Here is a 23,915-nt window from a genome sequence, read left to right as displayed (position 1 = left end):
ATCCTGTCGCGCATCCCCTATGAGCCGGTGAAGCGCCCGGAGGTGAAGCTGCCGAAGCGCTCCAACAAGGAGAAGTACGACGACCAGGCGCCCTTGCACGGCCGACGGTTCATCGAGGAGCGGTTCTGAAGGTCCCTTTTTGAACTCCCTCCCCTTTATGGGGAGGGACAGCTCGTCGAAGACGAGCAGGGTGGGGAAGCCACGATCAAGCTCGGAGCTTGGCGTTCTTGCCCCACACTTCCCCACCCTGACCGCTTCGCGGTCTTTCCCTCCCCATAAAGGGGAGGGAGGGGGATATCTCACCCCGTCATCGCCAGGTCGGCTTCGACCAGGCGCACGATGTCGGCGGCGTTCAGGCCGGCGCCGGCGTACTGCCGGTGCTGGTCGTCGTGGTCCTGGAACTCGTCCGGCAGGGTCAGGGTGCGGACCTTGAGGCCGGGGCGCATCAGGTCCGCGTTGACGAGATAGTCCAGCACGCGGCTGCCGAAACCGCCGCTTGAGCCTTCCTCGAGGGTGATCAGCATGCGGTGGCTGCGGGCCAGTTTGCGCACCAGCGCCTCGTCCAGCGGCTTGGCGAAGCGGGCGTCGGCCACGGTGGCGAAGACGCCCTTGGCCTGCAGCTGCTCGGCCGCGGCCAGCGCCGGATGCAGCCGCGTGCCCAGGCTCAGGATCGCCACGTCGCGGCCCTCGCGCACGATGCGGCCCTTGCCGATCTGAAGGATCTCGCCCTCGGCCGGCAGCTCGACGCCCACGCCCTCGCCGCGCGGGTAGCGGAAGGCGATCGGGCCCTCGTCGTAGGCGGCCGCCGTCGCCACCATGTGGACCAGCTCGGCCTCGTCGGCGGCGGCCATGACCACGAAGCCCGGCAGGCAGCTCAGATAGGCGATGTCGAAGGACCCGGCGTGGGTGGCCCCGTCGGCGCCCACCAGGCCCGCGCGGTCGATGGCGAAGCGCACCGGCAGCTTCTGAATCGCCACGTCGTGCACCACCTGATCGTAGGCGCGCTGCAGGAAGGTCGAGTAGATCGCGCAGAACGGCTTGAAGCCCTCGGTCGCCATGCCCGCGGCGAAGGTCACCGCGTGCTGCTCGGCGATGCCGACGTCGAACATCCGCTCCGGAATGCGCTTGCCGAAGAGGTCGAGGCCGGTTCCCGACGGCATGGCCCCGGTGATGGCGACGATCTTCTCGTCGCGCTCGGCCGCGGCGACCAGGGCCTGGGCGAAGACCTTGGTGTAGGTCGGCGCATTGCCCTTGGAGCTGGACTGGACGCCGGTGGCGACGTCGAACTTGCTGACCGCGTGCAGCTTGTCCGCCGCAACGGCCGCCGGGGCATAGCCGTGGCCCTTCTCGGTGACCAGGTGCAGCAGCACCGGCTTGCCGAAGTCGTTGTCGCGCAGGTTCTCCAGCACCGGCAGCATGTGGTCGAGGTCGTGGCCGTCCACCGGGCCCACATAGTGGAAGCCCAGTTCCTCGAAGAGAGTGCCGCCGGAGATCATGCCGCGGGCGTATTCCTCGGCCTTGCCGGCGGCGTTCTGCAGCGGCCGGGGCAGGTGTTCGGCCAGCCCCTTGCCCAGCGCGCGCAGCTGTTTGTAGCTGCGCGAGGAGATCAGGCGGGCGAGATGATGCCGGAGCGCGCCGACCGGCGGGGCGATCGACATGTCGTTGTCGTTGAGGATCACCAGCAGCTGGCCCTTCAGCGCGCCGGCGTTGTTCATCGCCTCATAGGCCATGCCGGCGGTCATGGCGCCGTCGCCGATGACCGCGATCACCCGGTTGTCGCCGCCCGCCAGGTCGCGGGCCACCGCCATCCCCAGCCCCGCCGAGATCGAGGTCGAGGAGTGGGCGGCGCCGAACGGATCGTAATCGCTCTCCGCCCGCTTGGTGAAGCCCGAGAGGCCGCCGCTCTGGCGCAGGGTGCGGATGCGGTCGCGCCGGCCGGTGAGGATCTTGTGCGGATAGGCCTGGTGGCCGACGTCCCAGAGCACCCGGTCGCGCGGGGTGTCGAACACATAGTGCAGCGCCACGGTCAGCTCGACGACGCCCAGGCCTGCGCCCAGGTGCCCGCCGGTGGTGGAGACCGCGTCGATGAGTTCGCTACGCAACTCCTCGGCAATTTGCTGCAACTGGCTCCGATCGAACCTTCGCAGGTCTTCGGGCAGGAGAATCTGGTCAAGCAGCGGACTGTAGACGCTCATGAATTCCTCACCATCTACCGGTGCGGCCGGTCAGCAGGGTCACTCAATTGCGGCGATCGAGCAAGAATATGGGGAGTTCCCGGAGCAGATCCGCCCGGGCGCCGTGGCTTGAAAGTGACTCTGCCGCACTTCTAGCCAGCGACTCGGCCTTGGCGCGCGCCTGTTCGACCCCCCAGAGCGAGACCAGGGTCGCCTTTCCCTGGGCTTCGTCCTTGCCGACCTGCTTGCCCGCCGATTCGGCGGCGCCCAGGACGTCGATCAGGTCGTCGCAGATCTGGAAGGCGAGGCCCAGGTCGCGGGCATAGGCGATCAGCCGCTGCATCTCGTCCGGCGACGCGCCGCCGAGGATGCCGCCGGCGCAGCAGGAGAATTCGAAGAGGGCGCCGGTCTTGCGCCGCTGCAGGTCGATGATCTCGTCGGCGGTGAGTCGGTGATGCGGCGCGTCGATGTCGATCATCTGGCCGCCGACCATGCCCTCGCTGCCGGCCGCGCGGCCCAGCGCCAGCACCAGCTGGGCGCGGCGTTCGGCGATCGGGTGAGTCGCCGGATCGCCGAGGATCTCGAAGGCGAGTGTCAGCAGGGCGTCTCCCGCCAGGATAGCCGTCGCCTCGTCGAACTTGCGGTGAGTCGTCGGGTTCCCCCGCCGCAGGTCGTCGTCGTCCATCGCCGGAAGATCGTCGTGCACCAGCGAATAGGTGTGCAGCGCCTCGATCGCCGCGGCCGCCCTGAGCGCGTGGGCGCGCGGGACGCCGTAGAGATCGGCGCAGTGCAGGGTCAGGAACGGGCGCAGCCGCTTGCCGCCCGCGAACACCGCGTAGCGCATGGCTTCCTGCACCCGCCGCTGGCCGCCGCCCGGCTGCGGCAACAACTCGTCGAGTGTGGCTTCTACAGCACGCGCCGCAGCGTTCAGCGCCGCGCCGAGATTCGGTCTCGCCGGGGCCTCCGCACCGGGACCTTGCGCCTCGCCGCCCACTGCGGCCGTCCGTAAGGCCTGGAATTCACTGGAGTCCGCACGGGTATGGTCAGGCATACCTTCTACTCAAAACTGAGGCTCAGGAGGTCACGATAGGGCATGAGCCGCCGCGCGCAATCGCTGCTGCAAAAAGATCCGCTTGGTGTGGCCGAATAACTTCTGCCAGTCTTGCGCTCTCAGGGGTACAACGCCAATTGAGCGCTGAGTGGCGGCGCTCGTGGAGGTGCTGGATGCGGGTTGTCCTGGCTCAACCTCGCGGCTTTTGCGCTGGTGTGGTGCGGGCCATCGACATCGTTGAGCTGGCGCTTCAGAAGTTCGGGGCGCCGGTCTACGTGCGGCACGAGATCGTTCACAACAAGCACGTCGTCGACGGGCTGAAGCTGAAAGGCGCGCGATTCGTCGACGAGCTCGACGAGGTGCCCGAGGGCGCGGTCACCATCTTCAGCGCCCATGGCGTGTCGCGGGCGGTGGTGGACGACGCCAAGAGCCGCGGCCTGCCGGTGCTCGACGCGACCTGCCCGCTGGTCTCCAAGGTCCACGCCCAGAGCCGCCACTATGTGCGCCGCGGCCGCACGCTGGTGCTGATCGGCCACATCGGCCACCCGGAGGTGGAAGGCACCGTCGGCCAGGTCCAGGCGCCGGTGCACATCGTCTCGACGGAGGCGGACGTGGCGTCGCTGGAGATCCCGCCGGACACGCCGATCGCCTATGTCACCCAGACGACCCTCAGCGTCGATGAGACCCGCGGCGTGATCGCCGCGCTGAGGAATCGATTCGCCGACATTGTCGGCCCCGACACCTCCGACATCTGTTATGCGACCCAGCATCGTCAGACCGCGGTGCGCGAGCTTTGCCGCCTGGTCGACGTGCTGCTGGTGGTGGGCGCCAGCAACAGCTCGAACTCGAACCGGCTGCGGGAGATCGGGGTTGAAGAAGGGGTGCCGAGCTATTTGATCGCCGATTCGAAGGCGCTCGACCTGGACTGGGTGACGGGCGCCAAGGTCGTCGGCCTGACCGCCGGCGCCTCGGCGCCGGAAGAACTGGTGCTCGACGTGATCGCCGCCTTGCGGCAGATCGACGAGGTCGAGGTGACGCAGATGAACGGGACGCAGGAGGACATCGTGTTCCGCCTTCCGCCCGAGCTTCGCGACATGCCCAGCGGCCTCGCCGCTGTGGATGCGTGATTTAGTTTTTAAGGGGACCAGCGTGGGCATTCCTCTCGGACAGATGGCGCGGGTCGGCGCTTACGTCCTCAAGCAGCAGCTGTCGGGCCGTAAACGCTATCCGCTGGTGCTGATGCTGGAGCCGCTGTTCCGCTGCAATCTCGCCTGTGCGGGCTGCGGCAAGATCGACTATCCGGATGCGATCCTGAACCAGCGCCTCTCCTACGAGGACTGCATGGCGGCGATCGACGAGTGCGGCGCGCCGATGGTCTCGATCGCCGGCGGCGAGCCCTTGCTGCACCGCGACATGCCGCGGATCGTCGAAGGCTTCGTGGCGAAGAAGAAGTACGTCATCCTCTGCACCAACGCGCTGTTGCTGGCCAAGAAGATCGACCAGTACAAGCCCTCGCCGTTCCTCTCCTGGTCGATCCACCTGGACGGCGACCAGGCGATGCACGACGCCTCGGTCTGCCAGGGCGGCGTCTACGACAAGGCGGTCGAGGCGATCAAGCTGGCCAAGTCCAAGGGCTTCCGCGCCCAGATCAACTGCACCCTGTTCGATGGCGCCGACCCGGAGCGGGTGGCGAGGTTCCTCGACAACATGAAGGCGCTCGGCGTCGACGGCGTCACCATCTCGCCCGGCTATTCCTACGAGCGCGCGCCCGACCAGGAGCACTTCCTGAACCGGGCCAAGACCAAGACGCTGTTCCGCGAGATCTTCAAGCGCGGCAAGGGCGGCAAGGCCTGGTCCTTCACCCAGTCGGGCCTGTTCCTCGATTTCCTGGCCGGCAACCAGACCTATGCCTGCACGCCCTGGAGCATGCCGGCGCGCACCGTCTTCGGCTGGCAGAAGCCCTGCTACCTGCTGGGCGAGGGCTATGTGCAGACCTTCAAGGAACTGATCGACGGCACCGAGTGGGAGCGCTACGGCGTCGGCAACTACGAGAAGTGCGCCAACTGCATGGTGCACTGCGGCTTCGAAGGCACGGCGGTGCTGGACGGCGTGAAGAACCCGCTGAAGCTGATGGCCGTCACCGCGCGCGGCGTGAAAACCGAGGGGCCGATGGCGCCGGAGATCCCGCTCGATAAGCAGCGGCCGGCGGAATACGTCTTCTCAGCCCACGTCGAGCGGACGCTCGAGCAGATCGAGCAGACCAAGCCCCGGGCCAAGAAGCCGGCGCGCGCGTCCTAGGGCGGCGAACGCCGTCCCGGCGTCCCGGCCGGTGCGGATGAGCGGCCCAAGCTGGGCCGGCTCTCGCGCCAGCGCCAGCAGCACCGGCCCCAGCGCCATGCCGCCGTCGGGCTTCATGCCGACGCTGACGGCGGCCGGCATGTCGCGCGCGGCGTCGTCGGACATCACCCGGGCTGCGGCGAACCGCAGGCCGAGGCGCTGCGCCACGCGCGCGGCCACGTGAGACTCCATGTCGACGGCGATCGCCCCGCTCAGCGCGCGGGCGGCGCGCTTGGCGGCGGCCGCGACGAGCATGGTCTCCGAGCCCAGGAGGTCGCCGGCCGTCGCCCCGCCGAGACCGGCGAACAGCCTCCTTGTCCAGGCAGGATCTGTGGGATAGCGCGCGCCTTCGAACACCACCGCGCGCGCCACCACCCAGTCGCCGACCTTCAGGCTGTCCGCAAGCGCCCCGCCGATGCCCAGGCTGACGATCCCGTCTGCGCCGGCGGCGGCCTCCACGAGCCGGGCTTCCAGGGCGGCCGAGTCGCCGCCGCCACAGATCACCGTGACGCCAGGGCCGGCGAGGACCTTGGCCTCGCGGGCGAGGCCCGTGGCGATCAGCAGCCTCACATCCCGAACCTCACCTCGGCGCTGTTGGTGCGGACGAGGTTGCGGTAGCGCGCCAGCGCCCAGAGCGGGAAGAACTTCGAATAGCCGTGGTAGCGCAGGTAGAAGACCCGCGGGAAGCCGCCGCCGGTGTAGGGCGCCTCGTCCCAGAAGCCCTCGTCGTTCTCGGTACGGATCAGCCAGTCGACGCCGCGCTTCACCGCCGGGTCGTGCGCCAGGCCCACCGCCATCAGCCCCATCACCGCCCAGGCGGTCTGGGAGGCCACGGACTTGAACGGCTTGTAGCCGTCGTAGTCCAGCCGGTAGCTGTCGCAGTCCTCGCCCCAGCCGCCGTCCTCGTTCTGGATGGCTTTGAGCCAGTCGCAGGCCTTGCGGACCATCGGGTGGGTCGCATCCAGGCCCGCGGTGTTCAGCGCGCACAGCACCGACCAGGTCCCGTAGATGTAGTTGACCCCCCAGCGGCCGAACCAGCTGCCGTCGGCGAGCTGGGTCTTTTCAAGATAGCCGATCGCCTCCTCGACCTCGGGCGTGCGCGCGCCGTCCTTCAGCTGCGCCAGGAAGCTGATGCAGCGGGCGGTGACGTCGTCGGTCGGCGGGTCGAGCAGGGCGCCATGGTCCGCGAACGGGATGTTGTTCAGGTGGTAGTGGGTGTTGTCGGCGTCGAACGCGCCCCAGCCGCCGCCTTTGCTCTGGACGCCGATGATCCACTCCTCGCCGCGATCGATGGCCGCGTCGTATTTGGCGGTCCCGGTCTGGCGGCGCACCCGGTCCATGGCCATGGCCACCACCGAGGTGTCGTCGACGTCGGGATAGTAGTCGTTCTCGTACTGGAAGGCCCAGCCGCCGGGGCGCACGTCGGGCCGCTGGTCGGCCCAATCGCCCTTCACGTTCAGGATCTGCTTGGGGACCAGCCAGTCGAGCGCCCGCTCGGCGGCCGCATCGGCGACCTCGCCGCCGACCTCGAGCATGGCGTGGGCGGCGAGCGCGCTGTCCCAGATCGGCGAGACGCAGGGCTGGCAGTAGGCCTCGTCGTCCTTGATCACCAGCAGCCGCTCCAGCGCCTCGCGGGCCTGGGCCCGCAGCGGATGCTCCGGGGGATAGCCCAGGAGGTCGTACATCATCACCGTGTTGGCCATGGCCGGGTAGATGGCCCCCAGGCCGTCGACGCCGTTGACCCGCTCGGTGACCCAGTCGACCGCCAGTTTCGTCGCCCGCGCCCGCATCCGCCGCGGCCAGAACGGCTCGATCAGCTTCAGCACCGCGTCCAGGACGTTGAAGAACAGCGTCCAGAAGGCGCTGGTCTCGGCCGCCTGGGTGAGGCGCTTCACCGGCCGGACCTGCTGGTAGAGCTCGGGGATGTGCACGCCGCGCGGGTTGCGGGCGCGCGGGCGCTTCGACTGCAGCACCAGCATGGGGACGATGGTCGTGCGCGCCCAGTAGGAGATCTTCGACAGCTGGATCGGGAACCACTTGGGCGCGATCATCAGCTCCACCGGCATGGCCGGCAGGTCGCGCCAGGCGGTGTCGCCGAACAGGGCGAGCAGGAAGCGGGTCAGCACATTGGCCGCCTGCGCCCCGCCGTGGGCGCGGATGGCGGCCCGCGCGCGGGCCATGTGGGCTGCGTCCGGATCGTCGCCGAGCATCTTCAGCGCGAAATAGGCCTTCACGCTGGCGCTGATGTCGAAGCCGCCGCCCTCGAACAGCGGCCAGCCGTGGTGCTCGGCCGACTGGATGCGGCGCAGGTAGACGCCGATCTTGCGCTCCAGCTCCAGGTCGTCCGGTTCGCCGAGGTAGTGGCGCAGCAGCAGGTACTCGGCCGGAATGGTGGCGTCGGCCTCCAGCTCGAAGACCCAGTGGCCGTCGGGCTTCTGGCGGGCGAGCAGGGACCGGGCCGCGCGGGCGATCCGCTGCTCCAGCACGTCCATCGGGGCGTCCGTCACGGCTTCACGGCTGGTCGTCGCAGCGGTCATCGGTGGTCCTTGCCTGAAGGAAGGATATGGGCCTGCAGGATTTCGGCGGCCCGGAAGCCCGAGCGAAGCGCCCCTTCGATTGTGCCGGGCAGGCCCGTATCGGTCCAGTCGCCCGCCAGCACCAGGTTGGCAAGGGCGGTGCGCGCGCCGGGCCGCAGCCGCTCCTGCTCGACCGTCGCCTCGAAGGTGGCGCGCTTTTCCTTCACCACCTGCCAGGGCGGAAGGTCGGGGCCGAGGCCGAGCGCGGCGGCGACGTCAGCCCAGAGCCGCGCGGCCAGCGCTTCGCGCGGCTGCTGGATCAGGTGGTTCGCGCCGCTGACGGTGACGGAGATGCGGTCGGGGAAGCAGAAGATCCACTCCGCCATCCCGCCCAGCACCCCCAGGATCATCGGGGCGCCCTGCGGCGGCGCGGTGCGGAAGTGGCCGTTGAGGATCGATTCGAAGGCGTCCGGCGCCTCGAGGCCGGGCAGGAGCTGGGTCGCGACCCACGGCGGGGCGGCCAGCACCACGGCGTCGTCGCGGCCGAGCTCGACCGGGCCGTCGGAGAACTCGAGCGCCCTGACGCGGCCCGCCTCGCTCGTGATCCGGGTCAGCCGGCGTTGCAGGCGCAAGGCCGCCCCTTGCCGGGCAAGGTGGTCGACGGCCGGCTCGACGAAGGCGGCGGCGAGGCTGGGGTGGGGGATCCGCGGGGCGTAGGCCGCCGCGCCCTTGGCCACGGTCTCGCGCAGCACCTGGCCGGCCAGGGCCGCCGAGCCCTTCTCCGGCGCGATGTTCAGCGCCGCCAGCAGGATCGGCTGGAACAGCCGGTCCCAGACGGGGCCGCGGCAGGGGATCACCTCGCCGATCCGCTGGTGCGGCTTGGCCCGCAGCAGGGGCGCCAGCGCCAGGTAGTCGGAAAGGCGCGCCTGGGGGACGCCGCGGGCGCGGCTGAAGATCCACCAGGGCAGCGGGCCCTTGTTCGGCCGGACGGTCCAGCGCTTGCCGTTCCTGAGGTCGAGGAAGGCGAACTCCGCCGTCGCCGGGCCGGCCAGCCGGTCCTGTGCGCCGATCATGGCGAGGTACTGCGCCACCGCCGGATTGCCCGACAGCACCATGTGGTTGCCGTTGTCGATGGTCAGGCCGAGCTGGGCGTCGAAATAGGAACGGCAGCGGCCGCCCGCCTGGGCGGCCGCCTCGGAGACCTCGACCTCCAGGCCGGCTTCGGTCAGGGCGGCGGCGGCGGCCAACCCCGCCAGCCCGGCGCCCACGACGTGGATCGTCATCCGGCCCAACCGAGCAGGCCGCGACGCAGCAGCACCCAGATCAGCTCGCGCTTGCGCACGCTCACCCGCTCGCGCGGCGGCGTCCAGCCGCGGGCGCAGAGCTTGCCCAGCACATTGGCGTAGACGGCGCCCATCAGCCGGGGCGCGGCCAGCTTGCCGGCGGGGCGCGAAGCCAGGATGCGGTGCGCCTCGGCGAAATGCGCCTGGGCGGTCGCGGCCAGCTTGCGGCAGACCTGGCCGACGCCCGGGTGCAGCACCGCCTCGGCGGGGACACGGCTGTCGATCCCGGCCTCGGCCAGATATTCCGCCGGCAGGTAGAGCCGGCCCATGGCGGCGTCCTCGTCGACGTCGCGGACGACGTTGGTCAGCTGCAGCGCCCGGCCGAGATGATGCGAGAGCTCGCGGCCGACGCCGTCCTCCATGCCGAAGACCTTCACCGACAGCAGGCCCACGGCCACCGCCACCCGGTCGCAGTAGAGGTCCAGGGTCGCGAGATCGGGGGCGCAGATCCCCTCCAGGTCCATCTCCATGCCGTCGACCACGGCCAGGAAGTCGGCCTTGTCGAGCTTGTAGCGGGCGACCGCCTCGCGCAGCATCTCCGCGCCGCCGGCGGGGCGGCCGGCGTAGAGGGCCTCGAGGTCGTCGCGCCAGGCCTGCAGCTCGGCGCGCTGCCGGGCGATCGGCCGGACCTGGTCGTCGGCGATGTCGTCGACGATGCGGCAGAAGCCGTAGACGGCGTACATGGCGTCCCGCTCGGCCTTCGGCAGCACGCGCATGCCCGCGTAGAAGGAGCTGCCGGACGCGACCTTGGCGGCGGTCTCGGCGTCTGCGGGGCCGGACTCGTTCACGGCGTTTTCGGTCATGGCGTCAGGTCCGCGGTTCGGCCCGGCGGCGGCGGCCGGCGGGGCTCTGAGAGCAGGCGCAGGAGGGCCGAGCCCGCCAGGGCGACGAGCTCGGGCTTGCTGTGGTGCACGCGCTCGCACAGCGGATCGCGCGCCACCAGCCGGGCGGCGAGGTCCTCGGCGAGGCGTTGGATGAAGGTCACCTCGGCGCGCAGACGCAGGTCGGCGATCTGGCTGGCGAAGGGGCGCGCCTCGACGAGCAGGTCCTGGGTGCGCCGGGCGAGCGAGCAGATCACGGACCTCAGCGCCGGCGATGACCGCACCGCGTCGAGCGCGGCGACATTGGTCCCGGCGGCGGCGAGGTCGGCCTGCGGCAGGTAGACCCGGTCGAGGTCGCGGCGGTCCTCGGCGCAGTCCTGCAGGTGGTTGATGACCTGCAGCGCGGCGCAGAGCGCGTCGTTGGCCGGCCAGGTGGACCGCGGCTCGCCGTGCAGGTCGAGCACCATTCGCCCCACGGGAGCGGCCGAATAGCGGCAATAGTCCATCAGCTCGTTCCAGTCGGCGTAGCGCCGCTTGGTGACGTCCCGGCGGAAGGCCTCCAGGAGGTCGAGGCCGTGCTGCGGGCCGAGGGACCGATCGCGCAGCACGCCGCGCAGCCGCGCGGAGACCGCATCGGTCTCGCTCTCGCCGGCGAGCGTCGCGCGCATCGCCTCCAAGAGCCGCAGCTTCTCCGGCCCGCTGGCGCTCGCGTTGTCGGCGACGTCGTCGGCCGCGCGCGCGAAGGCGTAGAAGGCGTGCACCGCCGGCCGGTGGCGTGCGGAGATCAGGATCGAGGCGACCGGGAAGTTCTCGTCCGTGCGCCCCTTGCCGGAGGCGAGATCCTGGGCGGCGGTCATGCGGGGCGCGCCAGCGCCTGGGCGCGGCCTTTCCACATGCCGCCCCGGCCGCGCCAGACGTCCAGCGCCGACTGGAAGGTGAAGGCCGCGTAGAGGCTGGCGATCGCAGGCAGCCCCAGGCCCCACAGCGGCGAGAGCCGGTAGAAGCGCAGCATCGGCTGGAAGCAGAGGGCCATGGCGAGCCAGGCCAGCGCCCCCATCAGCCGCGCCGGACCCGAGGCGAAGAGGGCCAGCGCCGCGGGCGCCAGGAACACCAGGGCGAGGCCCGCGAGCGTGCCGGCGAGGATCAGCGCCGAATAGTCGAGCTGGGCGTAGGCCGAGCGGGAGATCATCCGGCCGATCTCGCCCAGCGTCAGGTAGGGGCGGATGCTGCGGGCGCGGTCGGTGAGGCCGATCCAGATCCGCCCCTGGCGCTTCATCAGCGCCCCCAGCGCGCAGTCGTCGATGATGGCGGTGCGGATCGCGGCCAGGCCCCCGGCGGCCTCCAGCGCCGCGCGGTTCGCCAGCATGCAGCCGCCGGCGGCGGCGGCGGCCTTGCGTTTCGGGTCGGCGGCCCAGCGGAAGGGGAACAGCATCTGGAAGAAGAGGACGAAGGCGGGGATCAGCATCCGCTCGGCCCAGGTCGTGCAGTGCAGCTTGGCCATCAGCGAGGCCAGCACCAGTCCCTTCGCCTCGGCGCGTGCGACCAGGTTCCTCAGGTTGTCGGGCGCATGGGCGATGTCGGCGTCGGTGAGCAGCAGGTACTTGGGCCCATCGCCCGCCGCGGCGACGCCCTGGGCCATGGCCGACAGCTTGCCGGTCCAGCCGGCGGCCAGCGGCGCGGCCTTGAGGATCTGCAGCCGCCCGGCCGCGCCCAACCGCTCGGCCGCGGCCTGCGCCGCCTCGGCGGTTCCGTCCGAGCTGTCGTCGTCCACGAGGATTACACGGAAGGGCCCGGGGTAGTCCTGCGCCAACAGGCTGGCGATCGATTCGCCGATCACCTCGACCTCGTCGCGCGCCGGCGCCACCGCGGCCACCGCGGGCCATTCCGCCGGGGCGGGCAGGACGTCGTCGTCCCGGTCCGCGGCCAGCCAGAAGCCGCCTCGCGCGGCCAGGAGATAGGCCCAGGCCGCGAGCGCCAGCGCTCCGACGGCGGTCGCGATCATCCGAGATAGCCCTGGGCGCGGAACCAGCCCAGCGCCTCGCGCACGGCCTCGACATAGGGCCGCGCCGCATAGCCCAGCTCCCGTTCGGCCTTGGCCGAGCTGAAGTACATGTGGTGCGTCGCCATCTTCAGCGAATCCCTGGTCAGGAACGGCTCTTTGCCGGTGATGCGGGCGGCAAGCTCGGCGATTTCGGCCAAAGGATAAAGGGGGCGGATGGGGAGCTTCAAGTGCGGAGCCGGCCGGCCGGTCACGGCGGCGACGTCTTTGAGGAGCTTGCCGAGCGAGACGTCCTGGCCGCCCAGCACATAGCGCTCGCCGATCCGCCCGGCCTCCAGCGCCTTGAGGTGGCCCTGGGCCACGTCGTCGACGTGGACGAGGTTCAGGCCGGTGTCGACATAGGCCGGCATGCGGCCACGTGCGGCCTCCACCAGGATGCGGCCGGTCGGGGTGGGCTTCACGTCGCGCGGGCCGATCGGCGTCGAGGGGCTGACGATCACCGCCGCCAGGCCGTCCTCGGCCACGTAGCGCTCCACCCGCCGCTCTGCGGCGACCTTGCTGCGCTTGTAGGCGCCGATCGCCTCGGCCTCGGTCAGCGGGCCGGTCTCGTCGCCCGGCCTGCCGTCGGCGGGGATCCTGAGCGCCGCCACGCTCGAGGTGTAGACCAGCCGCTCGACGCCGGCGGCCAGCGCCGCCTCCATCACCGCGGTGACGCCCGCCAGGTTGTTGCGGACGATCTCCTCCGGATCGCGCGCCCAGAGCCGGTAGTCGGCCGCGACGTGGAAGGCGTAGCGGCAGCCCTGAAGCGCGCGGGTCATGTCGGCGGGGTCTCGCATGTCGCCGTCCGCCACCTCGACGTCCAGGCCCTCGATGTTGGTGCGCGGGCTGGCGCTGCGAATCAGCACCCGCACCCGGGCGCCGCGATCCACCAGCGCGCGGGCCACCGCCGAACCGACGAAGCCGGACGCGCCGGTCACCAGCACCGGTTCGCCGCGCAGGTCGAGGCGCGGCGCAGGCTTGTCGAGTTGGGCGGAATTCATGGCGTCGGCTGTGTTCGTCGCTCGGTGGCGCGCCCCGGAGCGGGCGCGTATGGTCCGGCCTCCCGCGCGCCATTGACGCGCCGAGGCGACGCGCATCAAAGCAGGGACGCCGTGGATCAGCCACTCGAAATCGCCGGAGCCCTGTTCCTCGTCCTCGCGCTCGCAGGCTGCGGCTACCTGATCCTGGCTGGCCTCAGGACGCACGCCTTCTTCCGCGCCCGCCCCGTTCAGCCGCCCGCGCGGCCCGAGGCGGTGACGGTGCTGAAGCCGCTCTACGGCGAGGAGCCAGGGCTGGACGCCGCGCTCGCCACCTTTTTCGCGCAGGACTATCCCGGCCAGACCCAGGTCGTGTTCGGGGTGCGCGAGGCGGCCGATCCGGCCAGGCGCGCCGCCGAGCGCCTGGCCGCCGCCCATCCCGGCCGGGACGTCTCGGTCGTCGTCGACCCGCGGCTCCACGGCGTCAACGGCAAGGTCTCGAACCTGATCAACATGGCGTCTCGGGCCCGGGGCCCGATCCTGGTGCTCTCCGACAGCGACATCGCCGTCCCCTCCGACTACCTGACGCGCGTGGTCCAGGCGCTGGAGGGCGAGGGCGTGGGCCTGGTGACCTGCCCCTACTACGGAAAGGCGCAGGCGGGCTTCTGGTCGAAGATCGCCGCCATGGGCCTGACCTTCCAGTTCCTGCCCAGCGTGGTGACCGGGGTGTCGCTGGGGCTGGCCACACCCTGCATGGGCTCGACCATCGCCCTGCGCCGCAGCGTGTTGCAGGAGATCGGCGGCTTCGAGGCCTTCGCCGATCTCCTGGCCGACGACTACGCGATCGGCGAGGCGGTGCGGAAGGCCGGCCACAGGACCCTCGTGGCGCCGGTGCTGGTCGCCCACGGCTGCGCCGATGCGAGCCTGACGCAGATGCTGGCGCACGAGTTGCGCTGGGCGCGCACCGTCCGCGGCGTCGACCCGGCCGGCTTCTTCGGCAGCGGCGTCACCCACGCCTTCGTCCTGGCGCTGATCGCAACGCTGCTGCTGCACGGATCGCCGATCGCGCTGGCGGTGCTGGCGCTCGCCACGGGCGTCCGACTGTGGATGATGCGCCACGTCTCGCAGGTCATGAGGCCTGCGAAGGCGCCGTTGTGGTTGTTCCCGCTGCGCGACATCTTGTCTTTCGGCGTCTTCGTAGCTTCATTCTTCGTCACCGTCGTCGACTGGCGCGGCGCGCGATTCCGCGTCGACCGGAGCGGCGGGCTCTCGGGTATCTAGTGGCCGACCTATAGGGGTGCCGAATGCTTCGAACTCTGTTTCTCCAGGCGCCTTCCTTCGACGGCTTCGACGGCGGCGCGGGCTCGCGCTACCAGGCCAAGCGGGAGATCCGCTCGTTCTGGTTCCCGACCTGGCTCGCCCAGCCGGCCGCCCTGGTGCCGGGCTCGAAGCTGATCGACGCCCCGCCGGCGGGGATCGGCTTGGCCGAGGTGGTCGCCCAGGCGAACGACTTCGACCTGGTGGTGGTCCACACCTCGGTGCCGTCGTTCCAGAGCGACGTGAAGTGCGTCGAGGCGCTGAAGGCCGCCAACCCGAAGCTCAAGGCCGGCCTGATCGGCGCCAAGGTGGCGGTCGACGCCGAGAAGAGCCTGCGCGAGGCGCCGGCGATCGACTTCGTCTGCCGCAACGAGTTCGACTTCACGGTCAAGGAAGTCGCCGAGGAACAGCCCTGGGAGACCATCCAGGGGCTCAGCTGGCGCGACGCCGACGGCCGGATCGTCAACAACCCCGACCGGCCGGTCCTGGAGAACATGGACGCCCTGCCGTCGGTGATCGACGTCTACCGGCGCGACCTGAAGATCGAGGACTATTTCATCGGCTATCTGCGCCACCCGTACATCTCGGTCTACACCGGGCGCGGGTGCAAATCGCGCTGCACCTTCTGCCTGTGGCCGCAGACGGTGGGGGGGCACCGCTACCGCACGCGCTCGGTCGAGAACGTGGTCGCCGAGATCGCCGAGGCCAAGCGCCTGTTCCCGCAGGTGAAGGAGTTCTTCTTCGACGACGACACCTTCACCGACGACCTGCCGCGCGCCGAGGCGATCGCCGAGGGCTTGGGCAAGCTGGGCGTGACCTGGTCGTGCAACGCCAAGGCCAACGTCCCGCGCAAGACGCTGGAGAAGCTCAAGGCCGGAGGCCTGCGCCTGCTGCTGGTCGGCTACGAGAGCGGCAACCAGCAGATCCTGCACAACATCAAGAAGGGCATGCGCGTCGAGGTGGCGGAGAAGTTCACCCAGGACTGCCACGACCTCGGCATCGCCATCCACGGCACCTTCATCTTGGGCTTGCCGGGCGAGACCCACGAGACCATCGAAGAGACCATCAAGTGGGCCTGCAAGGTCAATCCGCACACCATCCAGGTGTCGCTGGCCGCGCCCTATCCGGGGACCTTCCTGTTCAACCAGGCGGTGGAGAACGGCTGGCTCGACGAGAAGAACGCCGAGCTGGTGGACGAGCACGGCATCCAGATCGCGCCGCTGCACTATCCGCATCTCAGCCACGAGGCGATCTACGCGTCGCTGGAGACCTTCTACAAGCGCTTCTACTTCCGCCCCCGGAAGATCGGCGCGATCGTGGGCGAGATGGTCCGCGACTTCGACATGATGAAGCGGCGCCTGCGCGAGGGCGTGGAGTTCTTCGACTTCCTGCGCGAGCGCAAGCACGCCGTGGCGGCGTGAGGGTGATGGCTCGCATCGTTTCCCTCCCTCCCCTTTATGGGGAGGGGACGACCGCGAAGCGGTCAGGGGTGGGGAAGTGCGGGCCAGAACGCCGAACTCCGGGCTTGATCCCGACTTCCCCACCCTGCTCGCCTTCGGCGAGCTGTCCCTCCCCATAAAGGGAGGGAAGATGAAGCAGCTCGTGGTCACGGCCGACGACTTCGGCGCCGACCTTGCGGTCAACGAGGCCGTCGAGGAGGCGCATGTGCGTGGCGTGCTCACCGCCGCCAGCCTGATGGTGGGCGCGCCGGCGGCGGCCGATGCGGTGGCGCGGGCGCGGCGGGCGCCGAGCCTTCGGGTGGGCCTGCACCTGGTGCTGGTCGAGGGCGCGCCGGTCAGCCCGCCGGCCGAGATCCCCGACCTCGTCGGCGCGGACGGCCGGTTCCGCACCGACATGGCGGCGCTGGGCGCGGCGATCTTCTTCCGTCCGGCGGTGCGCCGGCAGATGATCGCCGAGGTCGCGGCGCAATTCGCGGCCTTCGCCGCCACGGGCCTGCCCCTGGACCACGTCAACACCCACAAGCACTACCACCTGCATCCGAGCATCCTGGCCGCGATCCTCGACGTCGGCCACCGCTACGGGCTGAAGGCGCTGCGCGCGCCGATCGAGCCGCATGAAGTGCTGGCCCGGGTCGAGCCGCAAGGGAAGGTCGGTGGGGCCTGGATCACGGCGCCCACCATCCTAGGAAGATGGGCGGCGCTCGGGCGCGGGCGCGCGCGCCGCGCCGGGGTGAGCGCGCCGGACCAGGTCTTCGGCCTCGCCTGGTCGGGGGCGATGACCGCCGAGCGGCTGTGCGGCGTCATGCGCTGCTTGCCCGATGGGCTCAGCGAGATTTACCTGCATCCGGCCAAATCGGCCCAGTATCCGGGCAGCGCCCCCGGCTATCGCTATGTTGAGGAATTCGAGGCGCTGGTGGATCCTGACGTCGCCGCCGCGGCGCGGGCGCCCGATGTGTCGCTCGGCGGGTTCTCGGACTTCGCCTGAACGGCCGGACAAGGGGGAAGGGTATCGATGACCGACATTGCGCTGCCTGCGCCGGACCTCAGCCGCCAGGGCAAGCGGGGCGAGAAGCCCGAGGGCCGCATCCGCCTGGGCTCGAAGGAGCACCTGCGCCTCTTCTGCCTCGAGCTCCTCGAGACCCACGATCCCTACCGGCCGCGGATCCTCGACTGGCCGAAGCTGGAGAAGGAGACCCGCGACAGGCTGGTCGCCCTGCCGATCTGGGACATCGCCGTCCAGACCGAGGGCAAGGCGGGCATGAACGTCCGCTCCTTCGCCGAGAAGATCCGCGAAAGCCACCAGGCGGACGGCGGCCTGCTCAAGGAGGCGCTGGACATGGACGCCTTCGAGGAGGGCCGCCACAAGACGGTCCTCGCCAACATGGTGAAGTCCTACGACATCGCCCTCCAGCCTGAGCCGGAGTACCTGCGCCCGCGCGATCCGGAGTGGGCCTTCATGGTCACCGGCTGGTCGGAGTGCATCGACAGCTTCTTCGGCTTCGGTCTGTTCGAGGTCGCGAAACGGACCGGCTTTTTCCCGCCCGAATTGGTCGCCACCTTCGAGCCCATCATGCGTGAGGAAGGCCGCCACATCCTGTTCTATGTGAATTGGGTGGCGTGGTGGCGGCGCAACATGCCCTGGTGGCGCAGGCCATGGTTCGAACTCAAGGCGCTGGCGGTCTGGGCCTTCCTGATCTGGGAGCGGATCGGCCTGGCGGGGAAGATGGAGAACGACGAGAAGGCGGCGGACTACAACTTCACCCTGAACGGCTCGAAGGATCTGGGGGTGGAGATCAGCTTCCCGGAACTGGCGCGGATCTGCCTGGAGGCCAACGACCGGCGTCTCGCGCCCTACGACGCGCGGCTGCCGCGCCCGGTCTTCGTGCCCGGACTGATCCGGCTGGCGCTGAAATTCGCGCCCAAGCCGAGACCCGCGGCAGCGGCGCGGGCTTGACCGATCAGCTGGAGGCGGCCCCGCCGATCGCGGCGACGCCGGCCCGCTCCGCGCGGGCCCCGGTGGGACGCCTGCGCGGCGGCCTGATCCTGGCGCTCGTCGCCGGGCTGGGGCTCGTGACCCTGCTGGTTGCGTTCGTCGGCCTGGGCGACGTCACCAAGGCGGTGAGCGCGATCGGCTGGCGAGGCTTTGCGCTCTTCACGACGTTCTGGCTGCCGGTGATGTGGGTGACCGGCGTGGCCTGGGCGGCGGCCGCCCGCAGCCTGCGCTCCGATCGCATCTGGCCCTTCGTCTGGGCTAGGTTCGTGCGGGACTCCGCCGCCGACGTCCTGCCCTTCTCGCAGGTCGGCGGGCTGGTGTTCGGCGCGCGCTCGCTAATCGCCGCCGGCGTGCCCGAGCGGGTCGCGCTGGCCTCGGTGATCGTCGACATGACCGCCGAGATCGCCGCGCAGTTCTTCTACACCCTGCTGGGCCTGGGCCTGATCGCGGTGCGGCTGAACCGAGCGCTCGCCGAACCCGTGCTGTGGCCGGCGCTGATCGGGCTTTCGCTGCTCTTCGCCGCCGGCGCCGCCGTGTTGCTGGCCCAGCAGCGGGTGGTCGGCGGCCTCGGCCGGCTGGCGCGCCGCTGGCTGCCGGACTCCATCGCCCGCGCCGATGCGGTCGGCGCGGCGCTGGAAGAGATCTATCGCCGCCCCGGCCGGGTGGCGCTGGCGGTCATCCTGCACCTCTGCGGCTGGATCGGCGGGGCGGCGGCCTCGTGGATCGCGCTGCGCTGCATGAGGGCGGACACGCCGTTCTGGGCGGTGGTGGCGGTCGAGAGCCTGATGTACGCCCTGCGCAACCTGGGCTTCGCACTGCCGGGGAACCTGGGCGTGCAGGAGGCTTCCTACGCCCTGCTGGGCCCGGTGTTCGGCGTCCATTCCGGCGACGCCCTGGCGTTGTCGCTGCTGCGGCGCGCGCGCGACCTGGTGATCGGCCTGCCGGTGCTGGCGATCTGGCAATGGCGCGAAGGCCGGGCGCTGCTCCGGCGGCGAACGGGGGCTTAAGGGCGGCTCGATCGCGGGCCCTTGTGAGCCTCACCCCGGCCGCGCCCTGAGGCCCGTCTTCGGTCGCTGCTCCTTGGGAGGCTGCGGCCCCAGCAGCGCCGGCTCGAAGATCAGCGCCGCCACCAGGGTCCAGATCAGCGAGATCATCAGGATCTTGCCCATGCTGGCGGTGCCCGGGTGGCTGGAGAACATCAGGGCGCCGAAGGCCGTCCCGGTGGTCAGGGCGCTGAAGAAGACCCCCCGCGCCAGGCTCGACTGCAAAAGGTTGGTCGCCCCCCCGCGCCAGGCCATGACGAAGTAGATGTGGAAGGCCACGCCGACCCCGAACAGCAGCGGGAAGGCGATGATGTTGGCGAAGTTGATTTCCTGGCCGATCAGCACGCAGGTCCCGAAGGTGAGAAAGCCCGCCACCACGATCGGGGCGAGGGTGAAGGCGGTCTCGCGCACGCTGCGGAGGGTCACGATCAGCAGGGCGCTGATCACCACCAGCGACAGGATCCCCGCGATGATGAACGCCATCGTGATGGTGCGGCTGGCCGCCTGGACCGAGATCGGCGGCCCGCTGGCGTCCGGGGCGATCTTCAGCACCGCCCGGGAGAAGCGCTTCAGCACATGGTTGTCATTGGAGTCGCCGGCCGGCGAGACCTGCACGCGTGCGCGCCCGTCCGGCGTCACCCAATCGCGCACGAGGTCCTGGGGCAGGCTCTGCAGGGTGACCGGCTCGGCCAGCAGCATGTTGCGGATCTGGTCGAGCAGGGTGTTGAGCGGGGCGACCACCGTCTGCGTCGCGGCTGCGCGGCCTTGCGGCGGGCCGTTCGCGAGGGTGTCGAGCGCGCCGGCCAGGGCGAGCGCGTCCTTGGCGGTGGGGCCCGGCTCCTTGGCCGCTGCGGCGCGCAGATCCGCGGCGGTCTTCTTCATCGCCGCGGCGAGCTCGGCGTCGGTCGGCGGCGGCTGGGTCTCGATGGGATTGAGCGTGACGTCGAGCAGGACGTCCGTGTCGGAGATCATGGCCAGCTTCGCCTGCTGATCGTCCGGCACGAAGCTGGAGAGCGTCACCGTCTGGGAGACCTCCGGCAGTTTGGAGAGCCGGGCCGCCAGCCTTTCGGCGGCCGGCAGCGACGGGGCGAGCACGTCGATGGTGTTCGGCGTCCGCTTCGGATCCTTCATGATGTCGAGCAGGGTCGACATGGCCTCGCCGTGGACGTTGCGCAGATGCAGCGGGTTGAAGTCGAAGCGCACCAGCGGCAGCGAAATGATCCCCAGCGCCGTCGCGACGATGAAGCTGCCGAGCACCAGCCTGCGGCGTTCGACCAGGAACCGGTCCAGGGGCGCCAGCTGCGGGGTGCCGACTTCGCCGGTTCGCCGGCGCGGCTTCAGCAGCGTGATCATGGCGGGCAAGAGGGTGAGGTTCAGGGCCAGGCAGATGACCATGCCAAGACCGGCGATCACTCCCAGTTCGGAGACGCCGACATAGGAGGTCGGCAGGAAGGCGAAGAAGCCCAGGGTGATCGCCGCCGCCGCCAGGGCGAGCGAGCGGCCGATGCCGCTGGCGGTCGCGCACAGCGCCTCGCCCAGATCGTCGTGTCTCAGCCGTTCGGCGCGGAACCGGATGCTGAACTGGATGCCGAAATCCACCCCCAGTCCGACGAACAGCGGAATGAAGGCCACGGAGATCAGGGTGAAGCGGTGGACCGCGGCGAGGCCGACCGCAGTGGTCAGGACCAGGCCGAGCAGGGTGGTGACGATGATGGCGAACACCAACCGCTTCGATCGCACCGCCAGCCACAGCATCACCGCCATCGCCAGCCCCATGGAGCCGAACACCAGCCAGGCCCGGTCGGCGATCGAGGCGAACTCCTCGTCGGAGAGCGGGGTCGAGCCGGTCAGGCGTACGCGCACGCCGTGCTTCGGATCGAGCGCGAGCGCTTGGGCGGCGCCCCGGATCGCGTCGCTGGCGCGGGCGCCCGGCGTCAGGGCGTCGTAGTCGAGGCGCGGCTGGACGATGACGAAGCGCTTTGTCGAGGCTCGCAAGGTGTCGCCGCCGCCGTCGAACATGCTTTGCCACGACATGAAGGTCTGCTTGCCGGCCGCGACGCTCTGCATCGCTTGCGCTAGGGCGTGAACCGGCTTGGCGACCGCGGCGAGCGTTGTCTGGCTTTCGTTCACGCCGGTGGCCAGGGTCGAGACGGCGGACATCACCCCACGCAGGCTCGGGTCGGCGGCCATCGGGCCGATGAACGGCTGGGCCGAGACCAACTGATCGGTGGTCGTGGCCAGCTCGTCGCGTGACAGGAAAAGAAGACCCTCGCGCGTAAAGAACGGCCCGCCGTCCGGCCGGCGCACGCCCTGGAACAGATTGGTCTGCGGCGCCAGCTTGGCGGTCAGGGCCGCCGCCGCCTGTTCGGCCAGTTCGGGCGTCGCGCCTTCGACCACGACGATGATGTTGTCGCTGTTCTGCGGGAAGGCCTTGGTGAGCGTGATCTCGTGCCGGCGCCAGTCGACCGACGGCGAGAACATCTGGGTGGTGTCGCTGGTCATCTTGAAGTGACCTGAGACGTAGAGCGCCGCCAGCGCGCAGAGGAGCAGCACCGCCAGGATCGTCAACCAGGGATGCTGGTTGCTTGTCGCGACCGCCCGGGAGATGGACAGCGCCCTGCGAGGCTTGATCGCAAAGCCCGTGCGCGCTCTGGAGCGGCGTGCGTCATTGGGAGACATTGACGTCCTCGTCCGCGACAGCAGGCGCCCAGAAGCCCATCGCAGGCGCCGACGTCAACCCTTGGGCGCTGTCTCAGGCGCGCCGCCCCGCGTGTGTGCTGCGGCGGCGACGTTCCAGCACCTGCCAGGCGAGCACCGCCGGCGCGCCGATCACCAGGTCGCGCGCACGGCGCACCAGGGAGAAGGCCAGGGCCGTCGGCGCGCCGACGCCGAACAGGCCGCAGAGCACGACGTAGGCGCCCTCCTGCACGCCCACGGCCGCGGGGATCGCGAAGGCGAACATCCGCACCGTCACGAACAGGCCGTCGATGACGACCGCCTGGGCGAGGCTGGCGTCCACCCCCAGGAGACGCAGGGCGATCCAGGTCTCCACCGCGCCCAGCCCCCAGGCGCCGACGTGAAGGACGAGGCTGAGGCCCAGCCGGCCGCGCGGCAGCAGGGCCTCGGCCATGGCTGCTTCGGCGGCGCCGGCCTCCTCGGCGGTGCAGCGCCTGTCGAAATTGGCCGCCATCTTGACCAGCCGCGCCCGCATCCAGGCGCGCCGCAGCATCACGACGCCCAGGCCGGCGACGGTCAGCGCCAGCACGCCCACCGCCGGGCCGACCAGCGGGCTTGCCGGAACCAGCCAGACCAGGAGCGCGACCGCGGCGATCGAATAGGGCGTCTTGGCGACCTGCTCGACGAACAGGTCCAGGAGGCTGGTGACCGTCGCCTCCATCCCCGGCACGCCGGCCAGGTTCACCGCCCGCGCGCCGATGGCCAGGCCGCCGACCTGGGAGAGCGGCAGCATCTCGCCCCCGGCGTCGCGCATCAGCCGTCCCCAGACGAACTTCACGCTTGGCGAGGCGTCGGCCTCGCGCGCCAGCATCCCCCAGGCGAGGCCCAGCACCGCCAGGGTCGGCAGATGCGCCAGGGCCACGAGCAGCACCCCGCCGACGCCGATCACCGACAGCGCCTGGCCGACCGGCCTCAAACCCAGGTGCATGGCCAGCCAGACGGTCGCCGCGAGGCCCGCGACGAAGATCAGTTCCGTGAGAATCCGCCTCAAGCGTGGAGCTCGGAACGCGCTCAGGCCGGGACCGCTTGCGGCGCAGGATCGACGAAGGCGCGGATGTAGCGCGCGAAGCCTTCGTTCAGCCGCCGCAGGTCGAGGCCGTACTCCGCCGGATCGTAGCGGTTGACCTCGTAGCCGCCGCGCGGCCGGTGGGCGACGAAGTCGGCGACCCGCCTGCGCGCCTGCGGCTCGAACGGCATGTCGAAATACCGGTAGAGCTTGTCCAGCGTCGCGAGCGGCTCTGTGGTGACCTCGCGGTGGTTCAGATGGAGCACGCGATCCGCCGGCAGGGTGGCGGCCGCATTCAGAATGGCGTCCGCGCCCTCCAGCCAACGCTCGCTGACCTGGGCGCCGATGGCGGGCTTGTCGAGCTTGCGGGTGAAGGGGGCCCTCAGCGCATAGGTCAGCTTGGCCACCGAGGCCAGCACCGCCGCCGGATGCCGGTGCACGAAGACGAAGCGCGCGTCCGGATAGTTCGCCAGGATGGCGTCCAAGGTGAAGACGTGGTCCGGGCATTTCAGCACCCACCGGCGCGGCTCGCCGGCGACCTGGGCCTGCAGGTGCTGCAGGAAGCGCTTGTGGAAGCCGAACGCGGCCTCGTGGCCGCGCTTCTCGAGCCACTTCAGATAGCTCGGGGACCAGTAGGTCGTGTCGAACCGCAGGCTCTGGAAGACGTGGGCGGTGATCTCGGTGCATTCCTGCGGGGTGGTCGCGGCCAACGGGTGCAGGCCCTCGACGTCCGGCGAGATGTGGCGGAACGCGCGCAGCTCGCGCTCGGCCCGGGCCACCCGCTGGTCCCGCGCCCGGTCGCGGCGGTCGGGGTAGGGCTGCATGGTCTGCCAGGACAGCGGCGTCATGTTGCCGGGATCCTCGGACAGCAGGGTGTGCAGGAAAGTGGTTCCGCTGCGCGGCAGGCCGGTGATGAAGATCGGCGCATCGATCCGGCCACGGACGATCTCGGGGTTTTCGGCCTCCGCCAGCTCCAGCCGAAGCGCGTTGCCGAGCAGGCGATGGATGTCCCAGCGCAGGCTGACCCGGCCGAAGATGCTGAGCGCGGCCTCCTGCTCGCAGGATTCGATCAGCATTCTGAGGCCCGGCTCGAACTCCCGGCT

Annotated in this window: 19 protein-coding genes; 7 read left to right on the top strand and 12 right to left on the bottom strand. The window is 70.4% G+C overall.

From position 1 onward, the window contains the following. Positions 1–299: 299 nt before the first annotated feature. On the bottom strand, positions 300–2,195 hold the full coding sequence (dxs, locus tag VJS38_RS05420; protein WP_324087134.1) for a 1-deoxy-D-xylulose-5-phosphate synthase: 1,896 nt from the start codon (positions 2,193–2,195) through the stop codon (positions 300–302). 43 nt (positions 2,196–2,238) lie between these two features. Beyond that, positions 2,239–3,225 carry a farnesyl diphosphate synthase gene (locus tag VJS38_RS05415; protein ID WP_324087133.1) on the bottom strand — a complete coding sequence of 329 codons (987 nt, stop codon included), beginning with the start codon at positions 3,223–3,225 and terminating at the stop codon, positions 2,239–2,241. Between the two features lie 173 nt (positions 3,226–3,398). Between VJS38_RS05415 and ispH the strand changes: the two genes are divergently transcribed. Both ispH and hpnH read left to right on the top strand, forming a co-directional pair. Beyond that, positions 3,399–4,352 carry a 4-hydroxy-3-methylbut-2-enyl diphosphate reductase gene (gene ispH, locus VJS38_RS05410; RefSeq protein ID WP_324087132.1) on the top strand — a complete coding sequence of 318 codons (954 nt, stop codon included), beginning with the start codon at positions 3,399–3,401 and terminating at the stop codon, positions 4,350–4,352. Positions 4,353–4,374: 22 nt separating this feature from the next. Continuing rightward, positions 4,375–5,523 carry an adenosyl-hopene transferase HpnH gene (gene hpnH / locus VJS38_RS05405; protein WP_324087131.1) on the top strand — a complete coding sequence of 383 codons (1,149 nt, stop codon included), beginning with the start codon at positions 4,375–4,377 and terminating at the stop codon, positions 5,521–5,523. On the opposite strand, the gene VJS38_RS05400 is transcribed toward hpnH, so the two are convergent. From VJS38_RS05400 to hpnA, 7 genes are read right to left on the bottom strand one after another with little or no spacing between them, the layout of a single operon-like run. Further along, a complete protein-coding gene (locus tag VJS38_RS05400; RefSeq protein ID WP_324087130.1) occupies positions 5,446–6,132 on the bottom strand; it encodes a hypothetical protein in 687 nt (228 codons plus the stop codon). The genes hpnH and VJS38_RS05400 overlap by 78 nt on opposite strands. Beyond that, positions 6,129–8,099 carry a squalene--hopene cyclase gene (gene shc, locus VJS38_RS05395; RefSeq protein WP_324087129.1) on the bottom strand — a complete coding sequence of 657 codons (1,971 nt, stop codon included), beginning with the start codon at positions 8,097–8,099 and terminating at the stop codon, positions 6,129–6,131. The genes VJS38_RS05400 and shc overlap by 4 nt, the downstream gene beginning before the upstream one ends. Beyond that, entirely contained in the window at positions 8,096–9,361 is a 1,266-nt protein-coding gene (gene hpnE / locus VJS38_RS05390) for a hydroxysqualene dehydroxylase HpnE (protein WP_324087128.1), read from the bottom strand. Before hpnE ends, shc begins: the two co-directional genes overlap by 4 nt. Next, on the bottom strand, positions 9,358–10,224 hold the full coding sequence (gene hpnD, locus VJS38_RS05385) for a presqualene diphosphate synthase HpnD (protein WP_324087127.1): 867 nt from the start codon (positions 10,222–10,224) through the stop codon (positions 9,358–9,360). Before hpnD ends, hpnE begins: the two co-directional genes overlap by 4 nt. Beyond that, positions 10,221–11,099: a squalene synthase HpnC gene (hpnC, locus tag VJS38_RS05380; protein WP_324087126.1), complete on the bottom strand. Its 879-nt coding sequence runs from the start codon at positions 11,097–11,099 to the stop codon at positions 10,221–10,223. The genes hpnD and hpnC overlap by 4 nt, the downstream gene beginning before the upstream one ends. Next, positions 11,096–12,244: a glycosyltransferase gene (locus VJS38_RS05375; protein WP_324087125.1), complete on the bottom strand. Its 1,149-nt coding sequence runs from the start codon at positions 12,242–12,244 to the stop codon at positions 11,096–11,098. The genes hpnC and VJS38_RS05375 overlap by 4 nt, the downstream gene beginning before the upstream one ends. Beyond that, entirely contained in the window at positions 12,241–13,281 is a 1,041-nt protein-coding gene (gene hpnA / locus VJS38_RS05370; RefSeq protein WP_324087124.1) for a hopanoid-associated sugar epimerase, read from the bottom strand. The genes VJS38_RS05375 and hpnA overlap by 4 nt, the downstream gene beginning before the upstream one ends. 111 nt (positions 13,282–13,392) lie before the next feature. Here hpnA and hpnI point away from each other — a divergent pair, with 111 nt between their 5' ends. The 5 genes from hpnI (at position 13,393) to VJS38_RS05345 (ending at position 19,034) form a co-directional block, all read left to right on the top strand. Continuing rightward, positions 13,393–14,538 (top strand): bacteriohopanetetrol glucosamine biosynthesis glycosyltransferase HpnI, encoded by a 1,146-nt coding sequence (hpnI, locus tag VJS38_RS05365; RefSeq protein ID WP_324087123.1) that lies wholly within the window; start codon positions 13,393–13,395, stop codon positions 14,536–14,538. Between the two features lie 23 nt (positions 14,539–14,561). Then, entirely contained in the window at positions 14,562–15,995 is a 1,434-nt protein-coding gene (gene hpnJ / locus VJS38_RS05360) for a hopanoid biosynthesis associated radical SAM protein HpnJ (protein ID WP_324087122.1), read from the top strand. A 169-nt stretch (positions 15,996–16,164) separates the two neighbouring features. Continuing rightward, entirely contained in the window at positions 16,165–17,019 is an 855-nt protein-coding gene (hpnK, locus tag VJS38_RS05355) for a hopanoid biosynthesis-associated protein HpnK (RefSeq protein ID WP_324087121.1), read from the top strand. 27 nt (positions 17,020–17,046) lie between these two features. Beyond that, a complete protein-coding gene (locus VJS38_RS05350) occupies positions 17,047–17,988 on the top strand; it encodes a hypothetical protein (protein ID WP_324087120.1) in 942 nt (313 codons plus the stop codon). Continuing rightward, positions 17,985–19,034: a lysylphosphatidylglycerol synthase domain-containing protein gene (locus VJS38_RS05345; RefSeq protein WP_324087119.1), complete on the top strand. Its 1,050-nt coding sequence runs from the start codon at positions 17,985–17,987 to the stop codon at positions 19,032–19,034. The genes VJS38_RS05350 and VJS38_RS05345 overlap by 4 nt, the downstream gene beginning before the upstream one ends. 30 nt (positions 19,035–19,064) lie before the next feature. Here VJS38_RS05345 and VJS38_RS05340 read toward each other — a convergent pair whose 3' ends face one another. The 3 genes from VJS38_RS05340 to VJS38_RS05330 form a co-directional block, all read right to left on the bottom strand. Next, on the bottom strand, positions 19,065–21,749 hold the full coding sequence (locus tag VJS38_RS05340) for an MMPL family transporter (RefSeq protein WP_324087118.1): 2,685 nt from the start codon (positions 21,747–21,749) through the stop codon (positions 19,065–19,067). 73 nt (positions 21,750–21,822) lie between these two features. Then, positions 21,823–22,797 (bottom strand): lysylphosphatidylglycerol synthase domain-containing protein, encoded by a 975-nt coding sequence (locus VJS38_RS05335; protein WP_324087117.1) that lies wholly within the window; start codon positions 22,795–22,797, stop codon positions 21,823–21,825. Positions 22,798–22,817: 20 nt separating this feature from the next. Beyond that, the coding region (locus VJS38_RS05330) for a sulfotransferase (protein ID WP_324087116.1) at positions 22,818–23,915 on the bottom strand (1,098 nt) is incomplete at its 5' end.

Source organism: Phenylobacterium sp. (assembly GCF_035276905.1).
GTDB lineage: Bacteria > Pseudomonadota > Alphaproteobacteria > Caulobacterales > Caulobacteraceae > Phenylobacterium.
Note: the sequence above shows the minus strand (reverse complement) of the source record. Positions and strands in the feature narration are given on the sequence as shown.

What these genes read in the sequence shown, in the direction of transcription:
- dxs (WP_324087134.1), bottom strand. Translation starts at nt 2,195, where the DNA reads ATGAGCGTCTACAGTCCGCTGCTTGACCAGATTCTCCTGCCCGAAGAC.
- VJS38_RS05415 (WP_324087133.1), bottom strand. Translation starts at nt 3,225, where the DNA reads ATGCCTGACCATACCCGTGCGGACTCCAGTGAATTCCAGGCCTTACGG.
- ispH (WP_324087132.1), top strand. Translation starts at nt 3,399, where the DNA reads ATGCGGGTTGTCCTGGCTCAACCTCGCGGCTTTTGCGCTGGTGTGGTG.
- shc (WP_324087129.1), bottom strand. Translation starts at nt 8,099, where the DNA reads ATGACCGCTGCGACGACCAGCCGTGAAGCCGTGACGGACGCCCCGATG.
- hpnE (WP_324087128.1), bottom strand. Translation starts at nt 9,361, where the DNA reads ATGACGATCCACGTCGTGGGCGCCGGGCTGGCGGGGTTGGCCGCCGCC.
- hpnD (WP_324087127.1), bottom strand. Translation starts at nt 10,224, where the DNA reads ATGACCGAAAACGCCGTGAACGAGTCCGGCCCCGCAGACGCCGAGACC.
- hpnC (WP_324087126.1), bottom strand. Translation starts at nt 11,099, where the DNA reads ATGACCGCCGCCCAGGATCTCGCCTCCGGCAAGGGGCGCACGGACGAG.
- VJS38_RS05375 (WP_324087125.1), bottom strand. Translation starts at nt 12,244, where the DNA reads ATGATCGCGACCGCCGTCGGAGCGCTGGCGCTCGCGGCCTGGGCCTAT.
- hpnA (WP_324087124.1), bottom strand. Translation starts at nt 13,281, where the DNA reads ATGAATTCCGCCCAACTCGACAAGCCTGCGCCGCGCCTCGACCTGCGC.
- hpnJ (WP_324087122.1), top strand. Translation starts at nt 14,562, where the DNA reads ATGCTTCGAACTCTGTTTCTCCAGGCGCCTTCCTTCGACGGCTTCGAC.
- hpnK (WP_324087121.1), top strand. Translation starts at nt 16,165, where the DNA reads ATGAAGCAGCTCGTGGTCACGGCCGACGACTTCGGCGCCGACCTTGCG.
- VJS38_RS05350 (WP_324087120.1), top strand. Translation starts at nt 17,047, where the DNA reads ATGACCGACATTGCGCTGCCTGCGCCGGACCTCAGCCGCCAGGGCAAG.
- VJS38_RS05340 (WP_324087118.1), bottom strand. Translation starts at nt 21,749, where the DNA reads ATGTCTCCCAATGACGCACGCCGCTCCAGAGCGCGCACGGGCTTTGCG.